16 protein-coding genes and 1 pseudogene are annotated in these 14,966 nt (G+C 64.1%); 9 read left to right on the top strand and 8 right to left on the bottom strand.

Annotated elements, in window-relative coordinates; all coding sequences use genetic code 11:
* Positions 1–55 precede the first annotated feature (55 nt).
* The gene (pdxR, locus tag ACTJKX_RS18230) at positions 56–1,456 is read left to right on the top strand and encodes a MocR-like pyridoxine biosynthesis transcription factor PdxR (protein ID WP_440726077.1); all 1,401 of its coding nucleotides are present in this window, start codon (positions 56–58) and stop codon (positions 1,454–1,456) included.
* Here the strand turns inward: pdxR and ACTJKX_RS18225 are convergent.
* Together ACTJKX_RS18225 and ACTJKX_RS18220 are read right to left on the bottom strand one after the other, a co-directional pair.
* Complete coding sequence (locus ACTJKX_RS18225; protein WP_311934464.1) at positions 1,451–1,873, bottom strand: GFA family protein; 423 nt, start codon at positions 1,871–1,873, stop codon at positions 1,451–1,453. The genes pdxR and ACTJKX_RS18225 overlap by 6 nt on opposite strands.
* A 60-nt stretch (positions 1,874–1,933) precedes the next feature.
* Positions 1,934–2,356 (bottom strand): GFA family protein, encoded by a 423-nt coding sequence (locus ACTJKX_RS18220; protein WP_440726076.1) that lies wholly within the window; start codon positions 2,354–2,356, stop codon positions 1,934–1,936.
* Between the two features lie 70 nt (positions 2,357–2,426).
* Here ACTJKX_RS18220 and ACTJKX_RS18215 point away from each other — a divergent pair, with 70 nt between their 5' ends.
* Both ACTJKX_RS18215 and ACTJKX_RS18210 read left to right on the top strand, forming a co-directional pair.
* Entirely contained in the window at positions 2,427–2,684 is a 258-nt protein-coding gene (locus ACTJKX_RS18215; RefSeq protein WP_311934466.1) for a DUF1127 domain-containing protein, read from the top strand.
* A complete protein-coding gene (locus ACTJKX_RS18210; protein ID WP_440726075.1) occupies positions 2,638–2,991 on the top strand; it encodes an ArsR/SmtB family transcription factor in 354 nt (117 codons plus the stop codon). The genes ACTJKX_RS18215 and ACTJKX_RS18210 overlap by 47 nt, the downstream gene beginning before the upstream one ends.
* Before the next feature lie 161 nt (positions 2,992–3,152).
* On the opposite strand, the gene ACTJKX_RS18205 is transcribed toward ACTJKX_RS18210, so the two are convergent.
* Positions 3,153–3,503 (bottom strand): hypothetical protein, encoded by a 351-nt coding sequence (locus tag ACTJKX_RS18205; protein WP_394309659.1) that lies wholly within the window; start codon positions 3,501–3,503, stop codon positions 3,153–3,155.
* Positions 3,504–3,726: 223 nt separating this feature from the next.
* Between ACTJKX_RS18205 and ACTJKX_RS18200 the strand changes: the two genes are divergently transcribed.
* The 3 genes from ACTJKX_RS18200 to ACTJKX_RS18190 are packed head-to-tail and all read left to right on the top strand — an operon-like array spanning position 3,727 to position 6,185.
* A complete protein-coding gene (locus tag ACTJKX_RS18200; protein ID WP_394309657.1) occupies positions 3,727–4,722 on the top strand; it encodes an RluA family pseudouridine synthase in 996 nt (331 codons plus the stop codon).
* Between the two features lie 3 nt (positions 4,723–4,725).
* Complete coding sequence (locus ACTJKX_RS18195) at positions 4,726–5,403, top strand: HAD-IA family hydrolase (RefSeq protein WP_440726074.1); 678 nt, start codon at positions 4,726–4,728, stop codon at positions 5,401–5,403.
* Entirely contained in the window at positions 5,400–6,185 is a 786-nt protein-coding gene (locus ACTJKX_RS18190) for an ATP12 family chaperone protein (RefSeq protein ID WP_311934471.1), read from the top strand. Before ACTJKX_RS18195 ends, ACTJKX_RS18190 begins: the two co-directional genes overlap by 4 nt.
* 92 nt (positions 6,186–6,277) lie before the next feature.
* On the opposite strand, the gene ACTJKX_RS18185 is transcribed toward ACTJKX_RS18190, so the two are convergent.
* From ACTJKX_RS18185 to ACTJKX_RS18165, 5 genes are all read right to left on the bottom strand, one after another.
* On the bottom strand, positions 6,278–7,555 hold the full coding sequence (locus ACTJKX_RS18185) for an aminotransferase (protein WP_440726073.1): 1,278 nt from the start codon (positions 7,553–7,555) through the stop codon (positions 6,278–6,280).
* 89 nt (positions 7,556–7,644) lie between these two features.
* A complete protein-coding gene (locus tag ACTJKX_RS18180) occupies positions 7,645–9,522 on the bottom strand; it encodes a TRAP transporter large permease subunit (RefSeq protein ID WP_440726072.1) in 1,878 nt (625 codons plus the stop codon).
* Positions 9,522–10,217: a TRAP transporter small permease subunit gene (locus ACTJKX_RS18175; RefSeq protein ID WP_311934474.1), complete on the bottom strand. Its 696-nt coding sequence runs from the start codon at positions 10,215–10,217 to the stop codon at positions 9,522–9,524. Before ACTJKX_RS18175 ends, ACTJKX_RS18180 begins: the two co-directional genes overlap by 1 nt.
* Positions 10,218–10,444: 227 nt before the next feature.
* A complete protein-coding gene (locus tag ACTJKX_RS18170; RefSeq protein ID WP_440726071.1) occupies positions 10,445–11,590 on the bottom strand; it encodes a TRAP transporter substrate-binding protein in 1,146 nt (381 codons plus the stop codon).
* 301 nt (positions 11,591–11,891) lie between these two features.
* Complete coding sequence (locus ACTJKX_RS18165) at positions 11,892–12,809, bottom strand: LysR family transcriptional regulator (RefSeq protein ID WP_440726070.1); 918 nt, start codon at positions 12,807–12,809, stop codon at positions 11,892–11,894.
* 118 nt (positions 12,810–12,927) lie between these two features.
* Between ACTJKX_RS18165 and ACTJKX_RS18160 the strand changes: the two are divergent.
* The 3 genes and pseudogenes from ACTJKX_RS18160 to ACTJKX_RS18150 form a co-directional block, all read left to right on the top strand.
* Positions 12,928–13,053 (top strand): annotated as a pseudogene (locus tag ACTJKX_RS18160) (hypothetical protein); the annotation flags it as partial.
* Positions 13,054–13,155: 102 nt separating this feature from the next.
* A complete protein-coding gene (locus ACTJKX_RS18155; protein WP_440726085.1) occupies positions 13,156–13,734 on the top strand; it encodes an N-acetyltransferase family protein in 579 nt (192 codons plus the stop codon).
* The gene (locus ACTJKX_RS18150) at positions 13,731–14,951 is read left to right on the top strand and encodes an MFS transporter (protein ID WP_394309646.1); all 1,221 of its coding nucleotides are present in this window, start codon (positions 13,731–13,733) and stop codon (positions 14,949–14,951) included. Before ACTJKX_RS18155 ends, ACTJKX_RS18150 begins: the two co-directional genes overlap by 4 nt.
* Positions 14,952–14,966: the final 15 nt, after the last annotated feature.

Raw genomic sequence — 14,966 nt, 5'->3', positions numbered from 1 at the left:
AAGATCCAATTTGGCTAAAAAAATTCGAACCAATTTGCCGGATTGGTCGACCCTGATGCCCGTCTTGCCGAGGCGGGGTCCGCGCAGGCGCGAGCTCTATATTGCCATGCGTAGACTAATCGAGACCGGACTGGCACGACCGGGCGCCAAGCTGCCGACGACGCGTGACCTCGCCAAGCGCCTCGGCCTGTCGCGAGCCGCTGCCGTTGCCGCCTTCGAGATGCTCGTTGCCGACGGCTTCGTCGAGGCACGCATCGGAGCGGGTACCTTCGTGGCGGCACAGGTACCGAAAGTCTCGGAGCGAGCTGCCAGCCAGCCTGGGCAGGTTTCGGCCTCGCCGGCCCTGCCTTGCGAACTGGGCGTGGCCAGCATCGACGGCAAGACCATGCGTGTCTTTCGCGGCTTGCTCTCGCGAAATCTCGCCCAGCCGGGACCGGAACATTTTCGCTATGGCGATCCGCGCGGCGGGAACAAGTTGCGGGAAGCCATTGCGGCCTATCTGCGGGCGGCGCGGGGCGTGCGTTGCGATGCCGAGCAGATCGTCGTCACCACCGGCACCATGCATGGGCTCGATCTCGTCGTGCGCACCGTTCTCAAGCCGGGTGACGTCGCCTGGATCGAGGATCCGTGCTATCCGCTGGCCAGGGCCACGCTGGAAGCCGCGGGCGCCAAGCTGATTGGCGTGCCCGTCGACGGGGAGGGGATCGACGCCGCCGGAGGCGAGAATCTCGGGGGCGGCGGGCGGCTCGTCTACGTCACGCCCTCGCATCAGTTTCCGCTCGGCGTCACCATGACCATGCGCCGCCGCCTGGCTCTGATCGACTGGGCTGATCGCAACGATGCCTGGATCATCGAAGACGACTATGACAGCGAATTCCGCTTCTCGGGCCCGCCGCTCACCGCCTTGCAGGGTATGGATGGCGCCGGTCGGGTCGTCTATCTCGGCACGTTCTCCAAGGTCCTGTTCCCGGGTATCCGTATCGGCTATGCGGTGCTGCCGGAGGCCTTGCTCGACAGGGTGCTGCGTCTAAGGACCCTGTCCGACAGGCAGCCACCTAGCCTCGTGCAGGGGGCCGCGGCCGATTTCCTCAACGATGGCCATTTCGCAGCCCATCTGCGCCGGGCCCGGCGGCGCGTGCAGGCCGCGCGGGACGAGTTCGTTACGGCACTCCGCGATCACTGCGACGGTATGCTCGACTTTGCCGTGCCGGAGCATGGGCTTCATCTGGTGGCGGCTTTGGCTGCTTCGGCCGGTGATCGCGATCTGGTCCGCAGCCTGCTTGCCGAAGGCGTCGGGGCGCGGGCCTTGTCGCCGATGTATGTGGATGCGCCGGCTCGTCAGGGCCTCGTGCTCGGCTTCTCGGGATTTGAGCCGGACGTCCTGACGAGTGCCGCGAGGCGCATTGGCGATGTGCTGGGCGACGCCCTCAAGGCCGGTGCGCCGATCCGTTCATAGACGATCGGGCTCTTGCCCCGCCTGCGGCAAGCCATCAGCAATCTCGTAATAGTCGCCCTTCTGATTCACGCAGATATGCTTGATCAGTTTGAGGCCGGTCGGTTCGTTGAGCGTTCCTGCCGCAATGGAGATGTGGTCGCTGCCCTTGCCGTCCCAGAAGATCTGGGCGCCGCATTTGGAGCAGAAACCGCGACGCGCCGTCGGCGACGATCGATACCAGCGCAGCTTGTTGGTCGGCGCGATTTCGAGATCGGCAGGGTCACAGGCCGCATAGGCCCCGAAATGGCTGTGCAGCCGCCGGCACAGGATGCAGTGGCAAGCCCAGACGTCACGCACGGCGCCACGGATGGTATAGCGCACCGATCCGCACAGGCAGCCGCCTGTCGCTCGTATGGGACGTTCCTGGCTCGTCGGCATCGTCAACTTTCCTTTGGTGTCGCTCGTCGTCAGACCTGAGGCGGCAGGGTTGCGCTATTCTCAACACCTGCTTTGCGGATCTCGCCCGCCCTCTTGGGGCAAGCCATCGGCAAGTTCGTAATAATCGCCCTTCTGGTTCACGCAGACATGCTTGACCAGCCTGAGCCTTGTGGGTTCGTCAATGCTCGAAGCCATGATGGAAACATGACTGCGTCCGCTGCCGAACGAAAAAAGCTGCGCTCCACATTTGGAGCAGAAGCCACGCCGGGCCATTGGCGACGCGCGATGCCAGCGCAGCCGCGTGGAAGGCAGGATCTCGAGATCGGCGGCATCGCAGGCCGTATAGGCGCAGCAATGGCCGTGTAGACGCCGGCATATCAGACAGGCCTTCACGTCCGCCAGCGCGCCGCGCACGACATACCGTATCGACCCGCACAGGCAGCCGCCGCTGGCGCGTATCGCCCTGTCGTCGCTTTGCTTCATTGCAGCCTCCTTGAAAATTCAAAAAATAGGACTACATTTCTGGAACTATGGTTCTATTCAGGAGGCGACCATGTTTGGCTGGATCAAGGACATTCTCGGAGATTTGCTTGCGGAGCGCCAGCGCCGTGCCAATATCGAGTACTTCGATGGGCTGAGTGACCGGGTATTGCGGGATATCGGTATCGAGAGAAGCGATATTGAAAAAATTTTCGACCGGGCCGATCCTTTCTGGCAAAGGCGGCGGCGTTCTCTCGCCGATTCCTGGACGGTCCTGAAGCATTTTGGAGGCGCACGAAAACACAATGGCGCTGGCGGATATGGCGTTTGACGATGCGGCGCGGTGCTTGGCTGAGCTCGGCCACCCGCACAGGCTTCAGATTTTCCAGCTGCTGATCAAGGCTGGGGATGATGGCCTTGCCGTCGGCGACATCCAGAGGGAACTCGGTATTCCCAAATCGACCCTGGCCCATCATATCGCGCAATTATTGGCCGTGGGCCTGATGACGCAAGAGCGGCAGGGCCGGGTACAGCGCTGCCGCATCGCCGCCGGTAAGGCCAGCGCCTTCGTGAATTTCTTCGTGGCCGATTGCTGTGAAGGATTGCCGGGCATCGAGGGCCTGGAAGCCGGAGCCTAGCTGCACTGCGGCTCACCCGGGTATCGTTCAGCTTTGCTGGCTTGGCACGGCAATCCAGCGCTTGGCCGGTTGCACAGGGGCTCCTGGATCGCCGGATCGAGTTCGGTCACGGCAGGTCGGAACCTTTCTCCCGCGGGTGCCGGACGCAATGGGACGATGTCCTAATCCGGCGCCAACTGGCAATTGGGGCCAACCCACTTGTTGATCGACGTGTCGAGTTCGGCGTCCATGTTGGCGGCGCTGCAGACGGGATAACGCTCATCGCCCTGTCGGCGCATACTTAGGTCTCTGTAGCGCTGAACGACGGTATCGTGATCCGGGGGCTGGTCGCGCTGTTGCCGCAGCGACAGTTGCATCATGCAATTGGCGAAAGCATCCGTACCTTCTTGAAAGCCAAACCCTGCGCATTGGGCCCTGTGTTTTGATGCCTGACCAGCATTTCCTTGGTTAGTCGTGCTGCCGAGCGCGAATGCAGCAAGCGCCAACAGCGGAAGACATGTCACAATGCGCATTCGGTACATTCTTTCATCAGATCAGCTTTTGAAAAGGGATTGTGCCAATGCGCGCCATATTTAGCAACGACATGCGCGGCGCCATTCCGGTCCGCTGCCCATGCAAGTCGGCCCGGCCGCACGTTCGGCTGGCAAGCAACGCACCTTTGGGCGATTTCCGGCAGACAGCGGCGCTGCGCTGCTTTATAGGGACGCGATCCCTTAATCGCGTGTCGGAACCTTGATGTCCTTTCTGGTCGAAACCCGTATCGTCACCGCCGATGAGGACGGCATGCGTCTCGACCGCTGGTTCAAGACGCATTTCCCGGACCTCGCTTTCGGTCATTTGCAGAAATTGCTGCGCTCCGGCCAGATCCGGGTCGATGGCGCGCGCGCCAAGACCAATGACCGCCTCGCCAAGGATCAGTCGATCCGGGTACCGCCGCTGCCGCGTTCCGATCCGGCGATCACCGGCGTCAAGCGCTCGGCGCAGAGCCAGAAGGACGCCGATTTCATCCGCTCCCTGATCCTGCACGAGGACAGGGACGTGCTGGTGATCAACAAGCCGCATGGCCTGTCCGTGCAGGGCGGCTCCGGCACCGAGCGTCATGTCGACGGCATGCTGGCCGCCCTGGCCGGGCCGGATGGCGAAAAGCCTCGCCTGGTTCATCGCCTCGATCGCGACACCTCCGGCGTGCTTGTGCTGGCCAAGACGCGCAAGGCGGCCTCCGATCTCGGCGCCATCTTCCGCACCCGCTCGGCCCGCAAGATCTATTGGGCGCTGGTCAAGGGCGTGCCCTCACCCAAGCAGGGCCGCATCTCCTTGTTCCTGTCCAAGCAGCTCGGCATGGACGGGGAGAAGGTGCGCGTGATGAAGCATGGCGACGAGGAGGCCGTGCATTCGATCACCTATTATTCGCTGGTCGACCGGGCCGCCAATTCGGTGTCCTGGCTCTCGCTAAAGCCGGTGACGGGACGTACCCATCAGCTGCGCGCCCACACCGCCCATATCGGCCATCCCATCATCGGCGACCCGAAATATGGGGAAGCCATGGAGAACGTGCCGGAGGAACTGCCGAAGAAGCTGCACCTCCATGCGCGCCGCATCACCCTGCCGCATCCGCGTGGCGGCACGCTCGACGTCACCGCACCCCTGCCGCCGCATATGAAGCAGAGCTTCGAGATTCTGGGCTTCGATACGTCGGCCTATGATCCCATCGTCGATGCTCCGGAGGATTGAGACGTGAAACTTGTCCTGTTCGACGTCGACGGCACGCTGCTCGACAGCCAGCACCTGATCCATGCCTGCCTGGTCGAGACCTTCAAGGGCATGGGGCGCCCGCCGCTGCCGCGCGCCGAGATGCTCAGCATTGTCGGGCTCTCGCTGGTGCCGGCAATCCAGCGCCTGTTCGGCGACGACACCAGCACCGGCGACATCGAGAAGGCTGCCGGCTTCTATCGTGAAGCCTTCCTCGCCCGCGTCAACGATCCTGCCTTTGCGCCGCCGCTGTTTCCGGGCGCGGCGGAGGCGGTGGCCGAGCTGCGCCGGCGCGATGATGTGATCCTGGGCCTGGCCACCGGCAAGTCACGCCGCGGCGTCGACCGCATCCTTGAGAGTTTCGGCTGGGAAGGGCTGTTCGCCACCATCCAGACCGCCGACACCGCTCCCTCCAAGCCCGATCCCGGCATGGTCGTGCAGGGAGCCGGCGAAGTGGGCCTGCGTCCCGAGGACGCCATCATGATCGGCGATACCAGCTTCGACATCCTGATGGGGCGTAGCGCCGGTGCACGCACCATCGGCGTTTCCTGGGGCAATCACCCGGTCTCCGACCTCACCGAGGCGGGGGCGGACCACATCATCGACGACTTCGGGCAATTGCTGCCGCTGGTCGAAGCTTTCAAGGTGGCCGAGCCGCAATGAGCGATCGTGATTTTTACGGCGACTGGTTCCGCGATGGCGCCACGCCCGATCCCATGCATGCCGCCCAGAAGGGCATGAAGCCCGAACTGCCCAAGCGCTTCTACAGCGAGGCGAACGTGGTCGAGCAGGACGGGCAGCATGCCGTGGCGCTCGATGGGCGCGTCGCCCGCACGCCCGCCAAGTCCCTGTTGGCCTTTTCCAAGCCTGAAATGGCCGCGGCGGCCGCAGCGGAGTGGAACGGGCAGGGGAGCCATATCGATCCCTTCTCCATGCCGATCACCCGCATCGCCAATTCCGCCATCGACGGTGTGCGCACCTCGCGGCAGGCCGTGATCGACGAGATCTCCAAATATGGCGGCTCGGATCTCCTATGTTATCGGGTGGACCAACCAGAGGAATTGGTTCGTCGCCAGAACGAGGCCTGGGATCCCGTGCTGGCCTGGGCGGCCGACCGTCTGGGCGCGAGGCTCATCGTCACGCATGGCATCCAGCACAAGCAGCAGCCTCCGGAAGCGTTGGCAGCCATTGCCAAGGCTGTTGCCTGCTATGATGAATTCGGGTTGGCCAGTCTCCATGCCATAACCACGCTGACCGGTTCTGTCATTCTGGCGCTGGCAGTGGCCGAAGGCTATCTGGAGCCCGAGGCCGCCTGGGCCGCGGCCCATGTCGACGAAGACTATCAGGCCCAGCTCTGGGGCCAGGACGAAGAGGCGCAACAGCGTCGAGCCTGGCGCTGGCGCGAAATGGAAGCCGCCTCGCGCCTGCTGGCATTGGGACGGTAATCCTGGGACCGCCGGCATCCTGCCGGCTCTTCCTTTCCTGCAAGCGCAGCGGTTCCAAGAGGCCGGCAGGATGCCGGCGGTCCCAGGAAGTCCTAGCTCGCCATGCGCTTTTCACACGCTGCCAGCAGGGCGCAGAGCGCCACGGCGTCGGCGGCCAGCTTCACCTCGGCGAGGCTCGGATAGGTCGGCGCGATACGCAAGGTCCGGTCCTCGGGGTCCTTGCCATAGGGGTGCGTGGAACCAGCCGGGGTAAGCGCCAGGCCGGCCGCCTTGGCGAGGGCGACCACGCGGGAGCCCGTGCCCTCCATCACGTCCAGGATGATGAAATAGCCGCCGGCAGGCCTGGTCCAGCGTGCGAAGTCGTGGCTGGCGAGCCGACGCTCGAAAGCCTCCTCCACCGCCGCGAATTTCGGGGCTATCAAGGCGCGGTGCTTTTCCATATGGGCATGAATGCCGTCGAGGTCGCGCAGGAAGCGGACATGGCGCAGCTGGTTGAGCTTGTCGGGCCCGATCGTACGCTTGCTCGCATTGTCGAGATACCAGCGCACATTGGCGGGCGAAGCGGCGATGAAGGCGAGGCCCGCACCGGCTATGGTGACCTTCGAGGTCGAGGCGAATACGATCGGCCTGTCGGGATGGCCCGCCGCTGCACAGGCCTCCAGGATGTTGGCAAGATGCGGCCTGGTCTCGCCGAGATGGTGCAGGGCATAGGCATTGTCCCACAGGATGCGGAAGTCGGCGGCACCCGTCTTCATGCGCGCCAGGCGTTCGACCACGGCATCCGAATAGGTTTCGCCGCTCGGATTGGAATATTGCGGCACGCACCAGATCGCCTTGACCTTCGGGTCGGCAGCCAGGCGCTCGACTTCGTCCATGTCGGGGCCTTCGCCGGTGAGCGGCACCGGGATGAGCTTGATGCCGAAGGATTCGCTCAGGGCGAAATGCCGATCATAACCCGGCACCGGGCAGAGGATGGCGATCTCCTCTTCCTTGCTCCAGGGCTTCGTTCCCCCGGGGACGCCGCGCAGCAGCGCATAGACATGGACGTCATGCATCAGCGCCAGGCTGGAATTATTGCCGACGATGACCTGGGCGGCGGGTGCGCCGAGCACCGGGGCAAACAGGTTGCGCACCTCGGCCAGGCCCTGTAGGCCGCCATAGTTGCGGGTATCTTCGCCGGCCTCGCTGAGGTGGTCGCGATTGCCGGGCAAAGCGAGCATGCCTTCGGCGAGGTCGAGCTGCTCGGGCGCCGGCTTGCCGCGCGTCATGTCGAGGGAGAGCTTGCGGTCTTTCAAGGCCTCATATTCGCGCGTCAGTTCGCCATGGAGGGCAGCGAGGGCATCGGGGCGCAGTTCGGCCAGGCTCGACATGGCAATTTCCTGTTGAGGACGATGATGAACGTCGCACTACAGCGCAATGGCACCCGAGTCGAGCCTTTGCATCGATGGTCGGCACCAAATCACCGGCCATAGAGATATTGCGGCAGCCAGAGCGTCAGGCCGGGCCACAGATACATCAGCACCATGCAGACAATGACGATCAGCATGTAAGGCATCATGCCGGCGAAGATCTGGTTGATCGTCACATGCGACGGCGCCACGCCCTTGAGATAGAAGGCCGACATCGCGACAGGGGGCGACAGGAAGGCGGCCTGCAGGTTCACGAAGACGACGACGCCCCACAGGATCGGATCGATCTCGAAATGCTTCAGCAACGGTAGGAAGATCGGCACGAAGATGATGATGATCTCGGTCCACTCCAGGGGCCAGCCGAGCAGGAAGATGATGGCCTGCGACAGGATCATGAACTGCAGGGGCGTCAGGTTGAGCGACAGCACCCATTGCTCGATCAAGGCCTGGCCGCCGAGAATGGCGAAGACGGCAGAGAAGACGGCCGAGCCGATGAAGAGCCAGCACACCATCGCCGTGGTCTTGGCGGTGAGGAACACGGCCTCCTTGGTGCGTTTCCAGTTGAGCGTGCGGGCGCTGAAAGCGAGCAGGAAGGCACCGGCCGCCCCCACGGCCGCCGATTCGGTAGCGGTGGTGATGCCGAACAGAATCACCGCCAGCACCAGCACGGTCAGGATGGCGAGGGGCATCACCGATGAGGTGAGCAACTTGATGACCTCGAGCCGTTCCGGCCCCATGGCACGGTAATAGCGTGCCAGGATCACCGCAGCCATGGCGGCGATGATGCCGAAGGTCACGAAGAAGGCGGTCGCGGGTCCGCCCTGGACCGGGGCGGCCTGGCCACTGGAGTCCGGTGTGCCGAGCGGCTCTGGGCCTCCCAGCGGCTCTGGGCCTCCCAGCGGCTCTGGGCCTCCCAGCGGCTCTGGGCCTCCCAGCGGCTCTGGGCCTCCCAGCGGTTCGGGCCCGCCGAACTGTTCGGGCGCCGAGCCCAATTGCTCGAGGCCGGCTGCGGCACTGGCTTCGGTGCCGGCCTGGCCGTGGATGACCACATACCACCACACCAGGGCAAGCGTGCCGGCGACCAAAGCGAGGGGTACCAGCGTGGCCGCGAAATTCTTGAGGATCTGCCAATAGGTCAGCCGGCCGGTTTCGGTGTCCAGGGCCAAGGCGCGCCGGGGCGAGAACAGGGCTCGCAGCAGGCCCGCCGGCATGTTCCGCGTGTAGAGGGCCTGGAAACGCGGCATCCAGGCCGGGACCGGCACCTTGGTCTGGTCAGCCGGCAAGGTCGGAGCGATGCGCGGATTGAGGAGCGCCCAGCCGACGATGTAGATCAGATAGAGGAAGGCGAGGAAGAAGCCCGGAAACATCGCGGCGGCATAGAGCTTGACCACCGACTGGCCGGCGACCGCAGCATAGACGATGATCATCACCGAGGGCGGGATGAGGATGCCGAGCGTGCCGCCGGCGGTGATCACGCCGGAAGCGAGCCTGACGTCGTAGCCAGCGCGCAGCATCGGATTGAGGGCGATCACCCCCATCAGCACCACCACCGCTCCGACCAGGCCGCTGGCAATGCCCCAGAAGGTGCAGACGATCAGCGTCGTCACCGCCAGCGCCGCCGGCAGGCGCCGGAAGGAGAGCTGGATGGAATAGAACATCTTGTCGACCAGCGCGCCGCGCTCCATCACATAGCCCATCAGCACGAAGAGCGGGATGGAGATCAGGACGTCATTGGTCATGGCGCCGTAGCTGCGCTGGACCATCAGGTCGAAGACACGGTTGTCCATCCAGTGCTGGGCGGGGTCGTAATAGGCGTAGAAGCCGAAGAAGATGCCAAGGCCCATCAGGGTGAAGGCTGTCGGAAAGCCCATCATGATCACCACCACGATGAGGCCGAGCATGAGAAGGCCGAGTGCGGGATCGCTCATCAGGGTTGCTCTCCGCCCGGTTTCTCTCCGCCCGGTTTCTCTCCGCCCATGCCGCGCTGGCGCGCCGCCTCATCGATGCGCTGCATGGCGGCGATGGCCGCCTCGCGCTCCTTGGCATCGACATATTGGCTGTTCTCGAGCTGTTCGCCGACGACGTCGATCTCGTTGACGTCCTTGAGCCGCTCCGGCCATTGCCCGTTCCTGAGGCACAGAACGCAGCGCGTGATCTCGGCCAGGCCCTGCAGCATGACCAGGGCACCGGCGATCGGGATCACCGTCTTGAAGTGATAGATCGGCGGCCCGTCGGCGGTGACGCTCGAATGCTCGCCGATGCGCCAGGACGCGGCGGCATAGTCATAGCCGGCGTAGACCAGGGCCGCGATGCCGGGCAGGAAGAAGACGAGATAGAGCACGAGGTCGAAGCTCGCCTGGGTGCGCGGGCGCATGGAGCTGTAGAGGAAGTCACCGCGGACATGGGCGTTCTGCGCCAGGGCATAAGCGCCGGCCAGCATGAACAACGAGCCGTAAAGCATATTGCTGGCGTCATAAATCCAGGCGGTCGGCTGGTTCAGGATGTACCGCTTGAAGACCTCGGCGCACACCAGCAGCATCAGGGCGATGATCAGCCAGGCCGCTGCCTTGCCGACCCAGGTGCTGATTGCGTCGATCCCGTGAAGTAAACGCTGAGTATGCATGCGACTGTCCGGCCGGAGGGGAAGCGGAGGAGCCGATGCGGCTTGGCTGCCGCGTCGATGAACGGGGACCGGTCGACGGTACAGGTGCTTGGCGTAATGGCGAAAGCAATTGCGCGACCTTTCGACCGCCATTACGAAAAGCCTGGATGCCCGGATCAAGCCCGGGCATGACTAAGGCAGGCGCCTCGATCCCTGAGAGCCGCGCCAGGCATGTGCCCGCTGAAGCGTCAGATCTTCTTCGCGGCGCCATTGGCCCCGAAATAGTGATCGAAGGCCATGCGCCGATTGACCACCGTATCCTGCTCCCAGCGCGCAGCGCGTTTGGCGAAGGCGATCTGCGAATCCAGGATCTCCTTGAACAGGGGATTGTCGGCCGCCTTCTTCTTCACCACCTCGTCATAGACTTCGAGCTGCTTCTTCAGAAGCGCTTCGGGCGTCTTGTAGAACTTGACGCCGTTCTTGGACTGCAACTCGGCATAATCCTGGGAATAGCGGTCGATCGCTTTCCACTGCATGTCCTGGGAGGCGGCCTCCGTGGCATTGGCGATAATGGCCTTCAGCTTGTCGGGCAGGGCGTCATATTTGGTCTTGTTGAAAAGGATTTCGAACTGCTCGGCATTCTGGTGATAGCTCTGCAGCATGCACACCTTCGAGACGTCGGCGAAGCCCAGGGCACGATCGGAGGAGGCATTGTTGAATTCGGCGGCGTCGAGCAGGCCGCGGTCCATCGCCGAGACGATCTCGCCGCCGGGCAAGGCATTCACGGCCGCGCCCATGCCGGAGAACACGTCGATGGAGATGCCGACGGTGCGGAATTTCAGGCCGCTGAGATCCTCCGGCTTGCCGACAGGCTTCTTGAACCAGCCGAGCGGCTGCGTCGGCATGGCGCCATAGGGCAGGGAGACGACATTGGCGCCGATCGAGGCATAGAGTTTTTCGAGCAGCTCCTTGCCACCACCATATTTATGCCATGCCATCAGCATGTTGGCGTCCATGCCGAAAGCAGGACCTGAGCCCCACAGGGCCAAGGCGGTCTGCTTGCCGTAGTGATAGACCATCACGCCATGGCCGCCGTCGAGCGTTCCCTTCGACACGGCGTCCAGCAGGCCGAAAGCCGGAACCACGGCGCCAGCCGGCAAGACCTCGATCTTGAGTTCGCCGCCAGTCATGTCATTGACCTTCTTGGCGTAGTCCTGGGCGAATTCGTGAAAGATATCCTTGGCCGGCCACGTGCTCTGCCAGCGCATGCTGGTATGGGTCTGCGCCCGCGCGATGGATGGGGCCGCAATGGCGACGGCCGCGACGGCAGCGGCCTCGCCGAGGAATTTACGGCGGGACGATTGTCCTTCGCCGGTCGTCCGAATCTTGGTCATACGATCCTCCCTGGATGCAGGCCTTCGAAAGATCCGGATAGTCGGATGCGTTCATTGTTGTCGTTTTGAACGGCTCTCCATTCCGAATACGCGCCGACGGATGGGAAGCCGGCGCCAAAGGCTTGCTCAGACTATTGCACGACGATTTGTCGTCGCCAACTGGAGCTCACGTCTCGACAGGGCGATGATTTCATGTGGGCGAATGCAACTGAGCTCCGTAGACCGCCAATTCCGGGAGGTTGGACATCACCGCTACCAGCAAAGGCGCTTCGATGTGGCTGATTACAAATTGTTAATCTTCTCATATGGCGTCGGACGTTGCGGAAGCAGGTGGTGAGCCGGATAGTTCGCGCAGGGCTCCCAGGATTTCCTTGAGCCCGCGATGCAGGGGTTTGTCGCGCCGGACGATGATGGCGAGCACGCGCGACAGGGGCGGGGAGAGCGGCTGTACGGTCAAGGCGCCGGAGGCCGCGTCGCCGCGAACGGCGATGCCGGGCAGGATCGAGCAGCCGAGGCCCGCCCTTACCAGTTCCTTGATCGCTTCGACGCTGCCGAGCGACATCACGGGACGCGGTGACAGGCCGGCTTGCGCGAACCATTCATCGGTGAGGCGCCGCGTATTGCCGCCGGGTTCGAACAGCAGTAGCGGCAATTCGGCGAGGGTGACAGGAGAAGCTGGCACAGGCAGTTGGGTCTGCGGCGGCGCGATGACCATGAAAGGGTCCTCCAGGACCGGCTCGAGCTCGAGCGAGCGGCTCGAGACGGGCATGGTAACCAAGGCAAGGTCGAGCCTGTTGTCCTCGACTGCGCGGGCGATCTCGCCGGTATTGCCGGTGGTGATGACGATCTCCAGTCGGGGATGACGTCGCCGCAGGCGCTGGAGCAGGGCCGGCAGCAGGAAGATGCAGGCTGTCGCGCCGGTGCCGATGCGCACCGTCCCCATCACCCCTTCGCTCTGGCGAGCCACCGCTTCGAGCGCGGCCTGCACGGCGGCATCGATGCGGGTGGCATGCAGCAGCAATTCCGTGCCAGCTGCTGTCGGCCTCGCCTTGCGGCCGACGCGTTCGATCAGCATCGTACCGAGGCGCCGCTCCAGCTGGCGGACCTGCAGGCTGACGGCGGGTTGCGTCAGGCTCAGCCGATCGGCTGCCGCCGAGAAACTGCCGAGTTCGACGACATCGGCGAAGGTTTTGAGGTGATCGAGGTTGAGCCGGTCCATATCGAAGTCGTTCTCATGCCAAAGATTTCCTTATACTTAGCATGATTTTCCAAAGCTTCCTTTATTCGAGACGGAGGAAGACAATACGGCGGGTTTCACGAGCCGGAGAGAAGATAGGATGGCAAGACGCCTGTCGCTTCAGGCAGCGTGCGTAGCAGCCGTCCGGGAAGGCGGGCGCTATCTCGCTTTGTCTCCCCGGTCACGCCTGCATCAGCGGGCCGCTCTGCGCGAACTCGACGATCGACTGCTTGCGGATATCGGCCTTACCAGACTGGAAGCGCTGGTTGGGCTGCCGGTGGCGGGGACGGGCGATCCTGCTATGAAGAAATGCAATCAGGCGACGGCAATGACAGCGAATCGAATGGATCCAACCGCCAATGCAGCGGCCGTTCTCGTGCGGGACGCCCGTGAGAAGGACATGACAGCGGTGCAGCCCATCTATGCCCATCACGTATTGGGAGGGCTGGCGAGCTTTGAGGAGGTGCCGCCCGGCCTGGAAGAGCTGATTTCGCGCCGCCATGGCGTCCTGGCCCAGGGACTGCCTTATCTCGTGGCCGAGATAGAGGGGCGCGTGGTCGGCTATAGCTACGCCACGGCCTACAGGCCGCGGCCGGCTTATCGCTACACTGTCGAGGATTCCGTCTATGTCGCCCCGGACATGGGCGGGCGGGGCATTGGCCGCCTCCTGCTCGAGGAACTGATCGCCCGCTGTGAGGCTGGCCCCTGGCGCCAGATGCTGGCCGTGATCGGCAATAGCGGCAATGCCGGATCGATTGCCTTGCACCGGCGCCTGGGGTTTTCGGAGGTGGGAGTCTTGACGTCGGTCGGCTTCAAGTTCGGGCGCTGGGTCGATACCGTGCTGATGCAACGTCCGCTCGGAATCGGGAATGGCGGGTTACCCTTCGACGGCGAGGCCAGGCGGTGATTCCCCGCCACACCGTGCTCTGCCTCGGCCTGTTCCAGTTCGTGGCCTGGGGCGCGACCTATTATCTGGTCGGCGGCTTTGGTGAGCGGATGGCAGCTGACCTTGGCTGGTCGCGCGACATCGTCTATGGCGGCTTCGCCCTCGCTTTGTTGGTGATGGGGCTGGTTTCGCCGCTGTGCGGACGGCTGATCGATCGGCATGGCGGTCGCGGCATGATGGCGACCGGATCGGTGCTCGCATCCTTGGCCTGTGTCGGGCTCGCCTTCAGCCATTCTCTGCCGGCCTACTTCGCCGCCTGGCTCGTCCTGGGCGTTGCCATGCGCTTGACGCTCTATGATGCCGCCTTTGCCGCTCTGGCGCGGGCCGGTGGAGCCGAGGCGCGCCGGGCGATGGCGCAGATCACGCTGCCAGGCGGGTTGTCTTCCACTGCCTTCTGGCCATTGGGGACGGCGCTGGCCGACAGCCTAGGCTGGCGAGGAGCCGTGCTCGTCTATGCCGGCCTGATGCTGGCGACGGTGCCGCTTGCCTTGACACTGCCTGCCATCCGGCGCCCTGTTGGGCCGGTGCCCGATGTCGACACGTCCCGGCAGAGGGCTGACCGGCCTGGTTCGGAGCTCCTGCCCGCCGGTGTGCTCTACGCGCTGATCACCACGATCATGAATTTTCTGAACGCCGGCATGTCCTCCCACATGATCGCCATCCTGGCGGGGCTCGGCCTCGCTCAGGCCTCGGCGGTCTGGGTCGCCACCCTGCGGGGCATCGGCCAGTCCTGCGCCAGGCTGGCCGAGATCCTGTTTGGCACGCGCCTGCATCCGCTCGCGCTCAATCTGCTTGCATGCTCCCTGCTGCCGCTTTCCTTCGCCGCCGGATTTGCCGGTGGCTATTCACTCACGGCGGCCATGCTGTTCGCACTCGGCTATGGCGCCGGCAACGGCCTCGCAACGATCACACGCGGCACGGTCCCGCTCGTCCTGTTCGACCATCGCGCCTATGGGGCCGTCACCGGACGCCTTCTCGCCCCCAGCTTCGTCGTCTCGGCCGGGGCGCCGGTCATCTATGCCCGCGCGATCGACTGGTGGGGTCCCGAGGGAGCGCTTGCTTTCTCGCTGGCGCTGGCCGCCGTCACTCTGGCTGCGGCTCTCCTGCTCAAGTTGCGTTTTGCGCCAGCGAGCGCCGGTTCCTGTGGAATTTCCCCGGGGAATGGCCGAGCACGGTGAAATCCGGGCGATATC

The sequence above is a fragment of the Labrys sp. 22185 genome (assembly GCF_052045555.1).
Classification (GTDB): Bacteria; Pseudomonadota; Alphaproteobacteria; order Rhizobiales; family Labraceae; genus Labrys; species Labrys neptuniae.
Note: the sequence above shows the minus strand (reverse complement) of the source record. Positions and strands in the feature narration are given on the sequence as shown.